Origin of the sequence: Argonema galeatum A003/A1 (assembly GCF_023333595.1) — a bacterium.
GTDB lineage: Bacteria > Cyanobacteriota > Cyanobacteriia > Cyanobacteriales > Aerosakkonemataceae > Argonema > Argonema galeatum.
This window is the reverse complement of record NZ_JAIQZM010000038.1, coordinates 26,684-41,848: the sequence shown is the minus strand read 5'-3', so window position 1 is coordinate 41,848 and position 15,165 is coordinate 26,684. Positions and strand designations below refer to the sequence as shown.

The window sequence follows — 15,165 nt, the reverse complement described above, 5'->3', positions numbered from 1 at the left end:
AATTGATCTTCTAGCTTCAGATTGGTTAACACGGCCTAAGTTTGCCTAGATTAAAACCATTGGCTGGTTGCTCTTGTTTTATAATTTTCCGGTTCAAAAAATAGTTAATGCTTGACCAAGTAATAAATTCTCCCTTCAATCAGGGAATTGAGACTCTGCTGGTATTGCTGATTTTAGTGACCCTAGAGGCAGTGCTGTCGGCGGATAACGCGATCGCCCTTGCCGCTATCTCCAAAGGTTTGGAAGATGCCAAGCTTCAGCGTCAAGCGCTGAATTTGGGCTTGCTGGTGGCTTACGTGCTGCGAATGAGTCTGATTTTGACGGCAACCTGGGTGAAGCAGTTTTGGCAGTTTGAGCTGTTGGGTGCTGCCTACCTGCTGTGGCTGGTGTTTCAATATTTTACTTCTAAAGAGGACGAGGATGGCGAACACCACGGGCCTCGCTTTGCCACGCTGTGGCAAGCTATCCCGATGATTGCCTTGACCGATTTGGCATTTTCGTTGGATAGTGTGACAACTGCGATCGCTGTTTCCAAAGAAACCTGGTTGGTTTTGACTGGTGCAACGATCGGCATTATCGCGCTGCGTTTTATGGCAGGATTGTTCATCCGCTGGCTGGATATATTTGAGCATCTGGGGGATGCAGGATATTTTACAGTTGGTTTGGTAGGATTGCGCTTGCTGGCGAGAGCGTTTAATGAGGACTTAGTACCGCCTGAGTGGTTGATGATTAGTGCTATTGCATTAATATTCGTTTGGGGATTTTCTCAGCGCACTGTCCCCGACTCGAAACCAGAAACCGATACCGAAGACGTAGAGAAGCAAGAGTCGATTCGGTAAGTGAGTTAAATTTAAGGTAATTTCACCCTTTCCAAAACCCGGTTTCTCTGAGAAACCGGGTTTTTCCACAAGCAAATCGCCCGCTGCCTCTCATGCTGGGCTACACTTACAAAATGCAAAAGTCTGCTGGAGGAGGTGATGGTTGAAATTTTTACCGCAGATGAAAGCAGATAAACGCAGATAAACGCAGATAAATACTGAATCAGTCAGCGTCACTGAAATCTTTGCCTTGAACTCTCATACCTATTTAATTCCTGTTTTTTGGAGTTTTCTATCCAGTTTGAGTTGCGCTAAACGTTGTTCATATTTCTGGTCTATTTCCAATGTCAGATCGCAAAGTTCCTTTGCTTTCTGTTCGGTAATTTTTGCCATTTCAAGAATTTCTGCTAATTCGGTTAGCTCTTTTTCAGTCATTAATGGATCTGTCATTATCGTTTCTCAAAACGATTTTTGAGTCTATTTGCATTTATTTTAACTTCCTTCAAGACTCCATTCCCCATTCCCCATCGGGTTTGATATCGCACTTTACCCCTTACCCCTGCCCCAATCTATTTTAAATCAGAGAATCAGGATCTAAACCGAGCGATCGCAATCTTTCTGCCAACATTTGTGCGCGTCGTTCCGCTTGCAAACGGCCTTCTCTTTCTTCCCGAACAAGTTCTTCAGGTGTCAGAAATCTTTGTCCTTGTTCGTCATACCAGTACAACCAATCCCGTCTTATTCCCTGATAAGTTCCCTCTTCCCGTCCAATTCCTAAACCAATTTCTGGCATCCAAACTGGATTTTCTGGCAAATATTCATAAGCACCATCAACCAAGCGGTATACTTCCAAAGGTGGTTTTCTACGGCGACGCGGATTATAAACTGCATAGTACAAAACCCCTAATTCGGCATACTTCGCCTTCTTGGTGGTAAATTCACCCCGGTAAGTACCCGAAATAACTTCCAGCGCAAAAATAGGTGTCTTTTTTTCTTCCCATATCGCATAGCTGGCACGCAGTTCTTCTTCATCGACAAAACGCTCAACACCTAAACTGAGAAATCCATCTGGAACGATAGGAGGTGACTGGGAATTGTAGTAAATCCCCATATCAACACCAAAAAACCAATCCATGCGGTTTGCCCACAATAAAGCTAGGATTGCTTTGAGCAAACTGGGAATTAAATCTTGCAGTTCGTTATCCACAGGAGTATCATCAGAATCGGGCAGATCTTCGGCAGAAGGCCAGCGCATTTTCGGATCGTAATTAAACATAACAAATTTCGCCAGAGCTAATGAAATTTTAGCTGGTAAACTTAAGTTGGAACTGCGATCGCACTATTCTTATCTTAATCTTACCGCAATAAAACCGCCAAAAAAAAAGAATGCCACCGTAACGGCAGCATTCTCAATTAAATAAACTTAAATTACTCGTACAACCAAGAAGTCAGACTGGGTTGCCAACTCACCAATTCCTCATCCTTAAACCAGAGACTAACTTCGTGACGAGCAGTTTCAACTGCATCCGAACCGTGGATTAAATTACGACCCACACTGACGCCGTAATCGCCGCGAATCGTTCCCGGTTCAGCTGTTAGCGGGTTGGTAGCACCGATGAGTTTGCGTGCTGACGCCACCACCCCATCGCCTTCCCAAACCATAGCTACGACGGGGCCAGAGGTGATAAAATTAACCAATCCTGGGAAAAAAGACTTTTCCCGATGCACGTCATAGTGCTGTTCGGCGAGTTCGCGGCTGACCTTCATCAGCTTCAAACCAACCAGGGTGAAACCTTTGGCTTCAAGACGACGAACAATCTCACCTACGAGTCCTCGCTGTACGCCGTCCGGCTTGACTGCTAAAAATGTGCGTTCCACTACAACACTTGCTCCCAAAATTCCTTCTCAGGGTATCGTAAAGCAATTGCAGTCTGTTTTTTGCTAAATTCTGCCGATCGAATTGCGAAAACCAGTCAGCTACTTTTGAGCGAATACGCTAGATTTGTTAATCGGTAATTGTTGCAAGGGGGGAAAAGCATGACAGTACAGCCGATCGCAGATGGAACGATATTTGAAGAAAGAGTGCCAAAATCAGCATTAGCAGAAGCAGAGCCAAGAGAACTTCTGCCAACAACCAGAGAAGTTTCCAGACAGTGGACAATTGAGGATAGCGAAGCGCTTTACCGGATTCAGGGTTGGGGTGAGCCCTACTTTTCCATTAACGCCGCAGGTCGGGTGACAGTTTCTCCCAAAGGCGAACGCGGTGGTTCTTTGGATTTGTATGAACTGGTAAACGCGCTCAAGCAGCGTAACTTGGGATTACCGTTGCTAATCCGCTTCTCAGATATTTTAGAAGACCGGATTGAGCGGTTGAATGCTTGCTTTGCCAAAGCGATCGCTCGCTACAATTATTCAGGGGTCTACCGGGGCGTGTATCCAGTCAAGTGCAACCAGCAAAAGCACCTACTGGAAGACTTAGTAAAATTTGGCAAACCCCATCAATTTGGCTTAGAAGCCGGTTCCAAACCAGAACTGATGATTGCCCTGGCGATGTTGGATACACAAGGCGCACTGCTGATCTGCAACGGCTACAAAGACCAAGAATACATCGAAACTGCAATGTTAGCCCAACGGCTAGGGCAAACCCCCATAATTGTCCTAGAGCAGGTAGAAGAAGTGGATCTGGTGATTCACGCCGCCAACAACCTGGGCATTAAACCGATCGTCGGCATCCGCGCTAAACTAAGTACTCAAGGCGTGGGACGCTGGGGAACTTCTACTGGCGATCGGGCCAAATTTGGCCTCACCATTCCCGAAGTAATCCAGGCTGTTGACAAGTTGCGGGAAGCTAATCTGCTAGATTCCTTGCAACTGCTGCATTTCCATATTGGCTCTCAAATTTCCGCCATTCACGTCATCAAAGACGCCATCCAGGAAGCTAGCAAAATCTACGTCGAGTTAGCCAAGCTGGGAGCTAATATGAAATATTTGGATGTCGGCGGCGGTTTGGGGGTAGACTACGACGGTTCCCAAACCAACTTCTACGCTTCCAAAAATTACAATATGCAGAACTATGCCAACGACATCGTGGCAGAGTTGAAGGATGCTTGCGCCGAGCATAATTTAGGAGTTCCCACCTTGATTAGCGAGAGTGGGAGAGCGATCGCATCCCATCAATCCGTGCTAATCTTTGATGTCCTCAGCACCTCCGATGTCCCCTTTGGGTCTCCCGAACCGCCACGCGAGGGAGAACCACCCATTGTTTGGAACCTGTGGGAAACCTATCAATCGATCAACACCGAAAATCATCAAGAAGCATATCACGACGCCACTCAGTTCAAAGAAGAAGCGATCAGTCGATTTAACTTAGGGATTTTGCGCCTCACCGAACGCGCCAGAGTAGAGCGGATATACTGGGCTTGCTGCGAAAAAATTCTCGCGATTACCAGACAGCAAGATTACGTTCCCGACGAGCTGGAAGACCTGGAAAAAATTATGGCTTCCATCTATTATATCAACCTTTCGGTATTCCAATCGGCACCGGATTGTTGGGCGATCGATCAGTTATTTCCGATTATGCCGATTCACCGACTGGATGAGGAACCCACCCGACGAGGAATATTGGCAGACTTGACTTGCGATAGCGATGGAAAGATCGATCGCTTTATTGATTTGAGGGATGTTAAATCAGTGTTAGAACTTCATACCCTCAAACCGGGAGAACCTTACTGTCTGGGGATGTTTCTGAGTGGTGCATATCAAGAGATCATGGGAAATCTCCACAATTTATTCGGAGACACAAACGCTGTTCATATCCAGCTAACACCCAAGGGATACCAAATCGAACACGTTGTCAAAGGTGACACAATGACAGAAGTTTTAAGCTATGTTCAGTACGACGCCGAAGATCTTGTAGAAAGCATTCGTCAACGTTGCGAACAAGCACTTCTGGAGAAGCGAATTACCATCCAAGAATCTCAACTTTTGCTACAAAATTACGAACACAGTTTGGGAAGGTATACCTATCTTTCTTCTTGAAAGAAGTCTAACGACTAAAGTCGCGGCTACACAAACGAAGTCCGCGCAGGCGGACTTTTGTTTGAGCGTAGATAAATATTCATCTGTCTTCATCTGTCTCATACCAAATCCGCAACGATTACCCCCGTTATGTCTCTAGGCTGTAGAGACGTTTCATGAAACGTCTCTACAATGTTTAGGCCAAAAATTAAAGGGGTAACCAACCCGGATTTGGTATCATTATCCAAATCAATAGGAGAACCTATGACTGCATCATCAGATAACAACAGATTAGACCGCATTGAGAGAATTTTGGAGACCAACTCCAGAAACATTGCTGAACTGCGATCGACAGTCGATTCTTTGGCACAAACGGCTCGATCGCATCAAACTAATATTGAGGCAAATAGCAGCCAAATTCAGGCAAATAGCAGCCAAATTCAGGCAAATAGCAGCCAAATTCAGGCAAATAGCAGGCAGATTGAGGCAAATAGCAGCCAAATTGAGGCAAATAGCAGCCAAATCGAGGCGAACACCAGAAACATTGACCGATTGGAAAGTGCGATCGCTTCCTTAGTAAGAATAGTTCAAGAACATCAAATTGATATTGAAGATAATGCCAGGAAAAGTGCCCAATTGGAAGCGTCAGTCAATTCGTTAGTACGAATAGTTGAAGCGCATCAAAGTAATTTTGAAATCACCATTGCCGAGATTAGAAGTATAGGAGTTAAAATTGAAGAAATGCAGGCTGAGGTAAAGGGATTGCAAACAGAAAGTTTACGCATTCAACAACGTCTGTTTGGAGAAGAGAATCCCTAGAATCAGCCTAACGTATTCAAAGCGTAAGTCCTATAGTCCGGTGGATCAAAAGCTGATGCCCTAAAAAGAGTAAACGCGCCCTTGTTCGTCAATATAAACCGCTTTATCTGCCCTAAATGTTGAGTCGGATTGCCGAATCCGCACCATGACTGCATTATTAGTAGAGTTAACATTATAGTCATATACCAACTCTTTCGCAGCATAAGCATTAATGCTAGCAATATCCCGTGCTTGGTTGCCGATGCGAACATTAACTTGTGCAGTGCTTCCAGGAGCTAACACTCGATCGGGATTTGGAGAAAGACTATAAGATATGGGCAATCCCGACTCATTCAAAAGTATCACTGCGATCGGACGGTTGAGGTCAACTTGTACTTTGGGTTGCCAGAAACCAGGCGCTCTGCTGTTTGTATTTCTGTTAGGCTGGGACATGACGGTGGTAGCAGAAACTAAGCTGATACTGGCAAGGAGGACGGCGGCTGTCAGAGTTTTCAGTTTCATTTTTATTTCTTTTGTGTTGCTAGGCGCGGTTTTAACCATTATCTAGAGCTAGGATTCAGTAATGCCAGAAACCCGGTTTCTTAAAGAAACCGGGTTTCTCTGTACCTTACTGTTGAATTTTCTCTAATTGTAGAGAGGTAATTGCTACTTCAAAACTTAAGATTTTCTAATTTTTAACCCCCATCATGACCGAGGAGTTCTGCGATCGCCTGCCGTTCTAGAGGTGGCTGAGAAGGCGGGTCTTGACGGGCATCGGTAATGAGCCAATCCAGGGCTGCCGCCTGAACATCGATCGTGGCACCAGTCTTATCCACACAGTAACGTCCAAACACCAGTTTATCCACCAAGCGTACACCCGGCCCCAAACGAGAGTATTCAAAAATGATGCTATTGTCAACAGTCGCTCCCTTACAGACCCAGCAATTAGGGCCGATCATCGTCGGGCCGATAATCTTAGCTCCATCTTCGATGCGAGTCATGCCGCCAATATAAACTGGCCCAGCGATCTCAACCTTGTCCCAATTCACGGCAACATTTAGCCCTGCATAGACCCCTGGAGCCACTTCATGTCCCGGTATGGCAACATTTTTGACTTCTCCCAGCAGCACGCTGCGAATGGCGTGCCAATAGTCGGGTACTTTGCCGATATCCACCCACTGGAAGTCCATTGGTACTGCATAGAAAGGAGCTTTCATTTCCACCAGTTTGGGGAATAGTTGGCTACCAATGTCGTACTCAACGCCAGAGGGGATGTAATCGAAAACTTCCGGTTCAAAAATGTAAATGCCAGTGTTGATGTTCGTGCTGAGGGCTTCTTCTACCTTGGGCTTTTCTTGGAAAGCTTTAATCCGACCAGCTTCGTCAGTAACGACAACTCCGTAGCTACAAACTTCTTCTTTGGGAACGGTCTTCATCACAACGGTAGCGATCGCACCTTTTTCTTTGTGCCACTTCACCGCTGCCGTTAAGTCCAAGTCAATCAAGGCATCTCCGCATAGTACCACAAAGGTATCATCAAAGAAAGGGGAAAAGTCCTGGATGCGTTTCATACCACCCGCCGAACCGATTGCCTCCCCCACCAACTTACCCTCCATAATTCGGCCTTCAAACGAATAGGCAATTTGAACGCCAAACCGCTGACCGTCGCGGAAGTAGTTCTCGATCTCATCGGCCAAGTGGCTGACGTTGACCATGATTTGGTCAAAACCGTGCTGGCGGAGCAATTCAACTAAAAACTCCATCACTGGCTTTTGCAGGATTGGAATCAGAGGTTTCGGAATGGTGAAGGTAATGGGACGAATGCGAGTACCCTTGCCAGCCGCCAGAATCATGGCTTTCATAAATATCTTTCTCTCAACCTTAGGCCACTACAATTCATATCCTATGTTCAGCCTATGTTTGGCGAAACAGATGCCAAACATAGTTTGATGCCAGAATCAGACCGTCTGTTTCGCCAGCGGTTTGTTTTTGCACCAAATCGCTGGCATGATTGGAAACTCGACAGTTCTAGAGACCTGCTGCCAACGACAGTTTATAAAACATTCTCTCAATTTACTCGGATTTATAGCAGTCGCCAAGGCGATTAGGACAGTATTAAACGCTCAAACCAAGGCGGGGACTGTGTTTGTACTAAAGCCGAAGCACGGCTTCCATTGCACTTTGCTATCCAAAAAATCCGCTCGAGAGCCCATTTTGTCTGGTTCTACAGAGGGCGCATTTTCAAGTCTTGGTAGAACTCCTCTTGAACTAACTCCACTTTGGATTGCGCCGACAGCAATAGCAACGCCCAAAAAATGCCGACCCGATCGTGCAATTGCTCTTGAAGTGAAGGATGAGGGCTTGTGGATGGCGGCTCTATTGAATTATCGTCGTTAATCTCCGATTCGATCGGGGTTGCACTTGCAGAAACTTCATCCTTACCTCTTTGAGGCCAGAGTACTAGCAACTGCTCCAGATCCAGCCAATCTTCGCCCGCAGGTAGCCCGGAGGAATAAATTGTCAAAAACTGCACCAGTTGGGCGGCAATTTCTACAGAGGTTTCCTCATTGGCTAGTTCTAGGGTCGCCCGCATTGCTTGGGCGCGAGCCTGGGAATAAGAACGACGATCGCCAGAACGGGCGCGAGGTGGTTTCTCCTCAATTGCAGCCGCTACCAACTGCAACTGCTCAATTAATTCTTGCAGCGTCACCCGCCGATTGGAAGGCGGCTGGGCTGCTGGTCGTCGCCGTAACTGGCGTTCCAGATTTTTTGGCAATCCCGTCCCAGTCCAGTCATCGTCATCTGACCATGCTTCATCTGCTTGTGAATCGAGGTCGTCTTCGGGGAATTCTAGCTTTTCTAGGGTGTTGGCTTTGAGTAACACCAGGAGGGCGGCATCCACAAACGCCTGTCCCGATTGAGACAGGTCAGCGACACCAAAGCCTGACTGGGCGCTACTTAAAGCGGCTATTTCGCTCAAGCAGCGATCGATCGCGTCGATCACCTGCACATCCCACGGGTCAATTTCCCCGCGCTGGGCCAGGTCAATTAGCAGCGCGATCGCGCTAATTTGCGACACTGTGCCGTTCGAGTAATTTCCGCCTTGGGCTGGATATGCGATCGGGGTTTCACCCGGCTCTGGCTGGGGCCCTCTAGCTTCAGTCGCTTGGGAAACGGTCATGCTTTCACCGAAACTTGTCTAGCTAATTTTTAGCCAAAGCTTGTATTGCTTGTATGTGCCGGAACGCTTCCCTAATTTTAGCCCTGTCGCTCTAACTGCTGGGATCTGGCTACAACCATTCCCCGCTCGTCCCGTAAATTATTTTGTACTATAGGTGGGCGTAAATAAACTGAACACCCAGAAACCCGGTTTCTCCTGGGAAACCGGGTTTCTAAGGGCCAGACAGTTTTACGTTTAATTATGCCCACCTACTTAGCCGAAAATCAGATTACTGCTATACAAAACTTGGCTGGCTCTCCGTTAAGCAATCTAAAGAAAAGAGAAAATAAATGTTAAGAAAATAGAAAAGCTCCTCCAATAGTTGTACTTGTCTGTGGATAATTTCCTGTGGCTAGACCAGATTCAAAAAAGCGATCGCTCGCAAGTCGGCGAAAAGGCGTTTTACTTAAGCCACTTGGCCCAGAGGGGTTATCCTGTAATCCCCGGTTTTGCGATCGAGGCACAAGCACTGCGCGAATTTCTAGAAAGTATCCACTGGTTAGACCCGCTGTTTGCCGACCTGCCTAATTCTTCGCTGCATCTTGATATTGATAATCCCCGGCAGTTGCAGCTAGTGGCTAGGGCCATCCGTCAGGAGATCGTCGCAGCTGCCCTACCAGCTAAGTGGCTAGAGACACTAGCATCTATTTCAGCGCATCTAGAAGCACCAGCGCTCATTCTGCGTCCCTCCCTGGCGCTGCCATCCCAAACAGGGATGGGTCGCGACCTGAAGATTTCTGGACTGCTGGATGCCCACGTTTGCTTTAGCAGTCAAGATGCTCTAGCCGCTGCCGTCAAGCGAGTTTGGGCTGAGCTATTTAGAGCCAGAAGCCTGCTGTTCTGGCGGCGTAATGGTATCCAACTCCAGCAGATTAACGTGGCTATCTTAGTACAACCGCTGCACAACAGCGTAGCAGCCGGTGTATTGCAAGCCAACTCCAACTTATGGGAAATTAAAGCAACTTGCGGGCTGGGAATAGCTTTGGTAAAAGGAGAAGTCCTACCAGACTACTACCAGGTGCAGCCAGAAAGCGGCGCTGTGCTAATCCGAAAGCTAGGTGTCAAAACGATCGCTTATAACCTGGAAGAACTGAAATCCTGGCAGCGGATTGAGACTAAAAGCGGGCTAAATTTACCCCTACAAACATATCTACTGAGCGAGGAGCAACAAAAACAGTACGCTTTAGAAGAAAAGTACCTCCAAGAATTGATTCAGCTAGCCCAGCAGTTTAAGGCTGAAATAGGTTCGGCTTTTACTTTGGAGTGGACGCTTACAGCTAAGGCGTCAGAAAGTACAGCAGATAGACTGTATATTACGAAAATCCGCACCGATCGGGAAATGGAGAACAATGCAACTTCAAAGCAGGTAAGCAGGGAAACAAAGGAGAATCAAACTCTTCAACTCAAAACTCAAGACTCAGAACTCAAAACTTCAGGGCCTTCAGTCCCTCAACTGTTCAGGGGAATAGGGGCAGCTGGGGGACGAGCGATCGCACTAGCCCAAGTAATTATCGAGCCTAGCGAGAACCCAGAAACTATTCCAACTGGCAGAATATTAGTAGTCAAAAGCTTTCACCCCGATTGGCTACCCCTCCTCAAACAAGCAGCTGGCGTCATAGCCGAACAGGGAGGAATGACTTGTCACGCGGGGATTGTAGCCAGAGAACTGGGAATTCCAGCTGTAGTCGGTGTCAGGAATGCCACCCAGAGTATTGAGTCTGACCAGTTGGTTATGGTGGATGGGGATCGAGGCGAAATATATTTGCTAAGAGAACAGGAAATGGCAAATCAGGAATTGGTTAGTAGAGAGGATAGGGTATTGAGTATGGGACAGGGACAAGAAGAACAATCTTCAATTTCCAATACTCAACATCCAATTCCGGCGTTGTGGCGGAATACTACAGCTTCACCCAATGCAGAATTGCCTCTAGCTAATACGCAACATCCAATGGCTAATGCCCAATTGCCAACTACTAATACTCAATACCCGATCGTAGCTACTCAATTACTGGTCAACCTAAGTCAGCCCAGTACCATTAAGCGTGCAGCCAGCTTACCAGTAGATGGGGTGGGATTATTGCGATCGGAACTAATGATGCTGGAAGTTCTAGAGGGACAACACCCCAGTCGGTGGGTGACTCTGGGACAAAGACAAGAGCTGATCGAACTACTTGCCCAAGCTGTCTCTCAGTTTGCCAGTGCCTTTGCACCCCGTCCGGTTTTTTATCGCTCTCTGGATTGGCGAGCGCACGAATTTCAATCTCTAGCGCCACTCTTGCCCACAGAAGTCAATCCAATGCTGGGTATGCGAGGGACATTTAGCTATCTGCAAGATCCTACTTTATTCGATATTGAATTAGCGGCACTGCATCAAGTTTACGAATCGGGCTATACGAATATCAACCTACTTTTGCCCTTTGTTCGCACAGTCGAAGAGTTCTCTTTCTGCAAGAGTCGCGTTGAAAAGGCTGGTTTGCTATACAAATCCCATTTCCAACTTTGGATTATGGCAGAAGTGCCTTCCATCCTGTTTTTGCTGCCTGACTATATTAAAGCAGGGTGTATGGGAATTTCTATTGGTACTAACGATCTAACCCAATTGCTCTTGGGAGTCGATCGCGATCGATCTGAGATGGCTAGAGCATTTGACGAACGCCATCCAGCAGTGATGAAAGCTATATTTCAGCTGATCCAAATGGCGAAAGAGGCAGGCATTCCTTGCTCAATTTGCGGTCAAGCACCAGCCCAGTATCCCGAAGTGATCGATCGCCTCGTAGAATGGGGCATCACATCAATTTCTGTCAGTTTGGATGCGGTTGAGCGTACTTATAGTGCGATCGCTCGTGCCGAACAACGCTTGCTTGTTGAAAAGGCTAGGGGCTAGGGGCTAGGGCTAGGGGAAGAGCGAAGAAGGGAAGAGAAGGACTAGGGGAAGAAGGAAGATTTCAGATCGCAAAATTGAAATTAAATCTTAAATCTAAAATTCCCCTCTGCCCCTCTGCTCCTCTGCCCCTCTGTTCCTCTGCTCCTCTTCCCTGAGCATCATCCCTAAACTTACCTGCTTCATCAGCCAATACAAACCTGTAATTACCCCAAAAGTAATTATCATCACCAGGATAGGACGTTTTGCTGTTAGCTCGTCCACTACGCTACCAGCCACGTTATCGATTTCGGTGACGAAATCCCAGCTGTTGAACCGCAGAAATCTTCCTAAATAAATGCCAATAGCACTCAGAGCGTGGATCGCCAACTCTACCCAAACGATGAATTTGCCCCAACCCTGTTCTTTTAAATAATTACCCAGGTTGATTAAAGACAGGACATAAGCTTCAAACCCAACCAGGATAAACAACAAATACTGAGGAAGGATAACCAGCGTAATCATCCACACCGAGTAGCCTTGGCGAATATCTTCAATTAAGTGAATAATATCCGTCAGAACATAGGGAGCATTAGGCAAAAACGCGATGAAAACTAGGAATCCAACCCACCAGAAAAAAGAACGCGATCGCGGATTGCGTAATAACCAGATATCCAACGCGATCAAAACCAGAGTTATCCCCCAAACGAAATAATTAGTGCGATTATATCGCATAAAGCGAATTACATATTCAAAAATAAATGGAGCTTTCGGCAAAAATGTAGCTAAAAGCAACAATCCAACCCACCAGTAAGAACGCAATCGAACTCGACAAAATAGCCACAGACTTAATGCAAAAGGCAGCAAAGCTAAAAACAGGTTCCAGGCCATCCAGTTGCTATTTTTCAGTAAAAGCTGCCATGCTAAGGTTATCCAATACATCAGGTTACCTAACATAAATTCCTCATCTCCAGGTAAAGAGGGTTAAAGCCACCAGTATAGCTTCTACCTAATAGCTAACCACTTTGCCGCAACGGAATTTCGATCTCAAATTCGGTGCCTTTACCCGGTTCGGATATACATTTTAACTGGCCTTTGTGATGCTCCACGATAATCTGGTAGCTGATGGAAAGACCCAAACCTGTGCCTTTGCCAACAGGTTTTGTGGTAAAAAATGGATCGAAAATGCGGGCTTTTACTGCCGGGGTCATTCCTGAACCAGTATCGGCAATTTTAATTAGCACCCGATTGGACTCTAACATCTGGGTGTAGATGGTAATCGCCCCTGGTTGTGGGAGACACTCGATCGCATCAATAGCATTAGTCAGAAGGTTCATAAACACCTGATTCAGCTGACCGGGATAACACTCCACCAGCGGCAAGTCGCCATACTTTTCGATCGCGCTAATACCAGTATGTCCGTGACAGCTTTTCAGTCGCTGTTGCAATAGCAATAATGTACTTTCAATTCCTTCATGGATATCAACCCGCTTCATGTGAGCCTCATCTAACCGGGAGAAGTTGCGTAAAGATAGGACGATCTTACGGATGCGGTCTGCTCCTGCTTCCATTGATGATAAGATTTTGGGCAGGTCGGCTTTTATAAATTCGATCTCGCTCGACTCTATGCGGTCTTTGATTTTGGCATTGGTATGCTGGCATTCCTCCTGGTAGAGACCTATCAAATCTAAGATACCTTCAGTATAGTTGCGGACATGGGTGAGGTTGCCGTAGATAAAATTGACGGGGTTGTTGATTTCATGGGCAATACCCGCCACTAAACTACCCAAAGAGGACATTTTTTCCGATTGAATCAATTGCTGTTGGGCTTCTTGTAGGGTTTTGAGGGACTGGGCTAGTTCTTGATTCTTTTGTTGCAACTGCTGGGTTCTTTCCTGTACCTTAATGTCAAGGTTGTGGGCAAGTTCGAGCAATTGGGCTTCTGATTGGATTAGTGCTTGCTCGACTCGCTTTTGTTTTGTGATGTCTTGAACTGTGCCGGTAATGCGAATTGGCATAAGAGCCGCATCGAAAATGATTTCTGCTTGTTCGCGGATGATCCGCTCTTGACCATCCGATCGAATAATTCGGTAATTAATACTGTAGGATTTTTGGTGCTTCAAGGCTTGAGTGAGCGACTTTTTCACCCAGTCTTGCTCTTCGTCATGAACCGATCGCAAAAAAGTTTCATAATTGGCTTCAAAGGCGTTAGGGGAAAACCCCAAAATGCGATAAAGTTCTTCAGACCAATGCCATTGCTGTTCGATTAGGTCGAAATTCCAACTGCCTATATGGGCGATGCGCTGGGCGTCGGCTAGACTAGCTTGACTGGAGCGCAGTGACTCTTGGGCTTGTTGGCGTTCGGTTACAGTTGCAGCTAGAAGCAGGGCGGTGATGCCTACTACTGTCATAAAAGCTTGTAGAGATAGAACGGCATCGATAGGATTAACAATGTGGCGTTGAAAGGGGCCACCGCCTTGTGCTGCACCCCAGATGGCAATTCCACAGAGAAACAGGTTAGCTAAAACGGTTCCCCGTTGTGCAAATCGAAATGCGACCCAAGCTACTAAGGGAAAGGGCAGGTACTCTAGTGGATAGTGGGCGATCGCACTCCGAGTTTGCGACGTAAATATAACCCAGCTGACTACGATCAGCAAAATCAGCAAGATACCTGCATCCATGTATCGCTGGGGCTTTCGGCTCATCTGAGGCCAATAAATGCGTTTTGGCAATTTTCCGGTACACCAAGTCAACAAAACTGGCATCACGACAAGGACTCCCATCCCATCTCCCAGCCACCAAGTCCACCAAGTTGTCCCAAAATTGCTCCAAGGTTGTATACTGTTGAGGCACAGCAGAGGGACGCCGAGTGTGGGGCCGATCGTCGTGGACAGCATTCCTGAGAGCGTTACGAATCCGAAAACATCTTGAAGACGTTCTAAATTAGATTTGACTTTGCAGCGCTTTAGTAGTATAAAACCTGTGAGGGCTTGTAGAGTAGCGATCGCGCCCATAGCAAAAGCAACGATGGGCGGCGCTCCCGTTGAGAGGGAAACAAAAAAGTCTCCTAGCGCCACTCCAGGCCAAAACTCCAGCCCTAATAATAAAAGTGCTGCTTGGCTAATCCCAGCCGGTGGATAGAGAGGTGTTACCTGTGGTACTATGCTCGGAATCAATAATGCTAGTTTTCCCGTACCGCCGTAGACGGCAGCCAGCATTGCGACTGTAACAAAGTACCGCCAAAACCGAATTGGCATTGGACTCATTAGTTTGAACTTACAAATATGAAGATGCACGCACAAAATAGGAATGCTCAGCGGCTATAGAAAGACTATGTGCCGATAAGCAAAATTATCTGCAAGTTCTAGACTAGAAGCTGTGATTTTAATCAAACTCCTTTCGCCTGTACTCTCAATATCTTCATGAATATCAACCGGCTTTCTCGTCTATGA

The 15,165-nt window shown here is 46.6% G+C and carries 13 protein-coding genes; 5 read left to right on the top strand and 8 right to left on the bottom strand.

Features of this window, described 5'->3' with window-relative positions; genetic code table 11:
• The first annotated feature begins 107 nt into the window (after positions 1-107).
• The gene (locus LAY41_RS26745) at positions 108-839 is read left to right on the top strand and encodes a TerC family protein (RefSeq protein WP_249104759.1); all 732 of its coding nucleotides are present in this window, start codon (positions 108-110) and stop codon (positions 837-839) included.
• A gap of 243 nt (positions 840-1,082) precedes the next feature.
• Here LAY41_RS26745 and LAY41_RS26740 read toward each other — a convergent pair whose 3' ends face one another.
• The 3 genes from LAY41_RS26740 to ndk form a co-directional block, all read right to left on the bottom strand.
• Positions 1,083-1,268 carry a hypothetical protein gene (locus tag LAY41_RS26740; RefSeq protein WP_249104757.1) on the bottom strand — a complete coding sequence of 62 codons (186 nt, stop codon included), beginning with the start codon at positions 1,266-1,268 and terminating at the stop codon, positions 1,083-1,085.
• Positions 1,269-1,392: 124 nt separating this feature from the next.
• Positions 1,393-2,094 carry a Uma2 family endonuclease gene (locus tag LAY41_RS26735; protein ID WP_249104755.1) on the bottom strand — a complete coding sequence of 234 codons (702 nt, stop codon included), beginning with the start codon at positions 2,092-2,094 and terminating at the stop codon, positions 1,393-1,395.
• A 152-nt stretch (positions 2,095-2,246) separates the two neighbouring features.
• Complete coding sequence (gene ndk / locus LAY41_RS26730; RefSeq protein ID WP_249104825.1) at positions 2,247-2,696, bottom strand: nucleoside-diphosphate kinase; 450 nt, start codon at positions 2,694-2,696, stop codon at positions 2,247-2,249.
• 159 nt (positions 2,697-2,855) lie between these two features.
• Here ndk and speA point away from each other — a divergent pair, with 159 nt between their 5' ends.
• Both speA and LAY41_RS26720 read left to right on the top strand, forming a co-directional pair.
• Positions 2,856-4,856: a biosynthetic arginine decarboxylase gene (speA, locus tag LAY41_RS26725; RefSeq protein WP_249104753.1), complete on the top strand. Its 2,001-nt coding sequence runs from the start codon at positions 2,856-2,858 to the stop codon at positions 4,854-4,856.
• 243 nt (positions 4,857-5,099) lie between these two features.
• Positions 5,100-5,654, top strand: coding sequence for a hypothetical protein (locus LAY41_RS26720; RefSeq protein WP_249104751.1), 555 nt, complete (start codon positions 5,100-5,102; stop codon positions 5,652-5,654).
• Positions 5,655-5,714: 60 nt separating this feature from the next.
• Here the strand turns inward: LAY41_RS26720 and LAY41_RS26715 are convergent, their stop codons facing one another.
• Positions 5,715-6,155 (bottom strand): hypothetical protein, encoded by a 441-nt coding sequence (locus tag LAY41_RS26715; protein WP_249104748.1) that lies wholly within the window; start codon positions 6,153-6,155, stop codon positions 5,715-5,717.
• 173 nt (positions 6,156-6,328) lie between these two features.
• Positions 6,329-7,495: a nucleotidyltransferase family protein gene (locus LAY41_RS26710; protein ID WP_249104746.1), complete on the bottom strand. Its 1,167-nt coding sequence runs from the start codon at positions 7,493-7,495 to the stop codon at positions 6,329-6,331.
• Positions 7,496-7,549: 54 nt separating this feature from the next.
• On the opposite strand from LAY41_RS26710, the gene LAY41_RS26705 reads away from it, so the two are divergent.
• On the top strand, positions 7,550-7,741 hold the full coding sequence (locus LAY41_RS26705; RefSeq protein WP_249104744.1) for a hypothetical protein: 192 nt from the start codon (positions 7,550-7,552) through the stop codon (positions 7,739-7,741).
• 116 nt (positions 7,742-7,857) lie between these two features.
• Here the strand turns inward: LAY41_RS26705 and LAY41_RS26700 are convergent, their stop codons facing one another.
• Positions 7,858-8,814, bottom strand: a complete 957-nt coding sequence (locus tag LAY41_RS26700; RefSeq protein WP_249104742.1) for a segregation/condensation protein A — start codon at positions 8,812-8,814, stop codon at positions 7,858-7,860.
• A gap of 373 nt (positions 8,815-9,187) precedes the next feature.
• On the opposite strand from LAY41_RS26700, the gene LAY41_RS26695 reads away from it, so the two are divergent.
• Entirely contained in the window at positions 9,188-11,737 is a 2,550-nt protein-coding gene (locus tag LAY41_RS26695) for a putative PEP-binding protein (RefSeq protein WP_249104740.1), read from the top strand.
• Between the two features lie 93 nt (positions 11,738-11,830).
• Here LAY41_RS26695 and LAY41_RS26690 read toward each other — a convergent pair whose 3' ends face one another.
• Positions 11,831-12,670: a DUF1361 domain-containing protein gene (locus LAY41_RS26690; protein ID WP_249104738.1), complete on the bottom strand. Its 840-nt coding sequence runs from the start codon at positions 12,668-12,670 to the stop codon at positions 11,831-11,833.
• A gap of 59 nt (positions 12,671-12,729) precedes the next feature.
• Positions 12,730-14,979, bottom strand: a complete 2,250-nt coding sequence (locus LAY41_RS26685; RefSeq protein ID WP_249104736.1) for an MASE1 domain-containing protein — start codon at positions 14,977-14,979, stop codon at positions 12,730-12,732.
• Between the last annotated feature and the right edge of the window lie 186 nt (positions 14,980-15,165).

Coding starts and splice junctions, on each gene's coding strand:
- LAY41_RS26745 (WP_249104759.1), top strand. CDS start 108: ATGCTTGACCAAGTAATAAATTCTCCCTTCAATCAGGGAATTGAGACT.
- LAY41_RS26740 (WP_249104757.1), bottom strand. CDS start 1,268: ATGACAGATCCATTAATGACTGAAAAAGAGCTAACCGAATTAGCAGAA.
- LAY41_RS26735 (WP_249104755.1), bottom strand. CDS start 2,094: ATGTTTAATTACGATCCGAAAATGCGCTGGCCTTCTGCCGAAGATCTG.
- speA (WP_249104753.1), top strand. CDS start 2,856: ATGACAGTACAGCCGATCGCAGATGGAACGATATTTGAAGAAAGAGTG.
- LAY41_RS26720 (WP_249104751.1), top strand. CDS start 5,100: ATGACTGCATCATCAGATAACAACAGATTAGACCGCATTGAGAGAATT.
- LAY41_RS26715 (WP_249104748.1), bottom strand. CDS start 6,155: ATGAAACTGAAAACTCTGACAGCCGCCGTCCTCCTTGCCAGTATCAGC.
- LAY41_RS26710 (WP_249104746.1), bottom strand. CDS start 7,495: ATGAAAGCCATGATTCTGGCGGCTGGCAAGGGTACTCGCATTCGTCCC.
- LAY41_RS26705 (WP_249104744.1), top strand. CDS start 7,550: ATGTTTGGCGAAACAGATGCCAAACATAGTTTGATGCCAGAATCAGAC.
- LAY41_RS26700 (WP_249104742.1), bottom strand. CDS start 8,814: ATGACCGTTTCCCAAGCGACTGAAGCTAGAGGGCCCCAGCCAGAGCCG.
- LAY41_RS26690 (WP_249104738.1), bottom strand. CDS start 12,670: ATGTTAGGTAACCTGATGTATTGGATAACCTTAGCATGGCAGCTTTTA.
- LAY41_RS26685 (WP_249104736.1), bottom strand. CDS start 14,979: ATGAGTCCAATGCCAATTCGGTTTTGGCGGTACTTTGTTACAGTCGCA.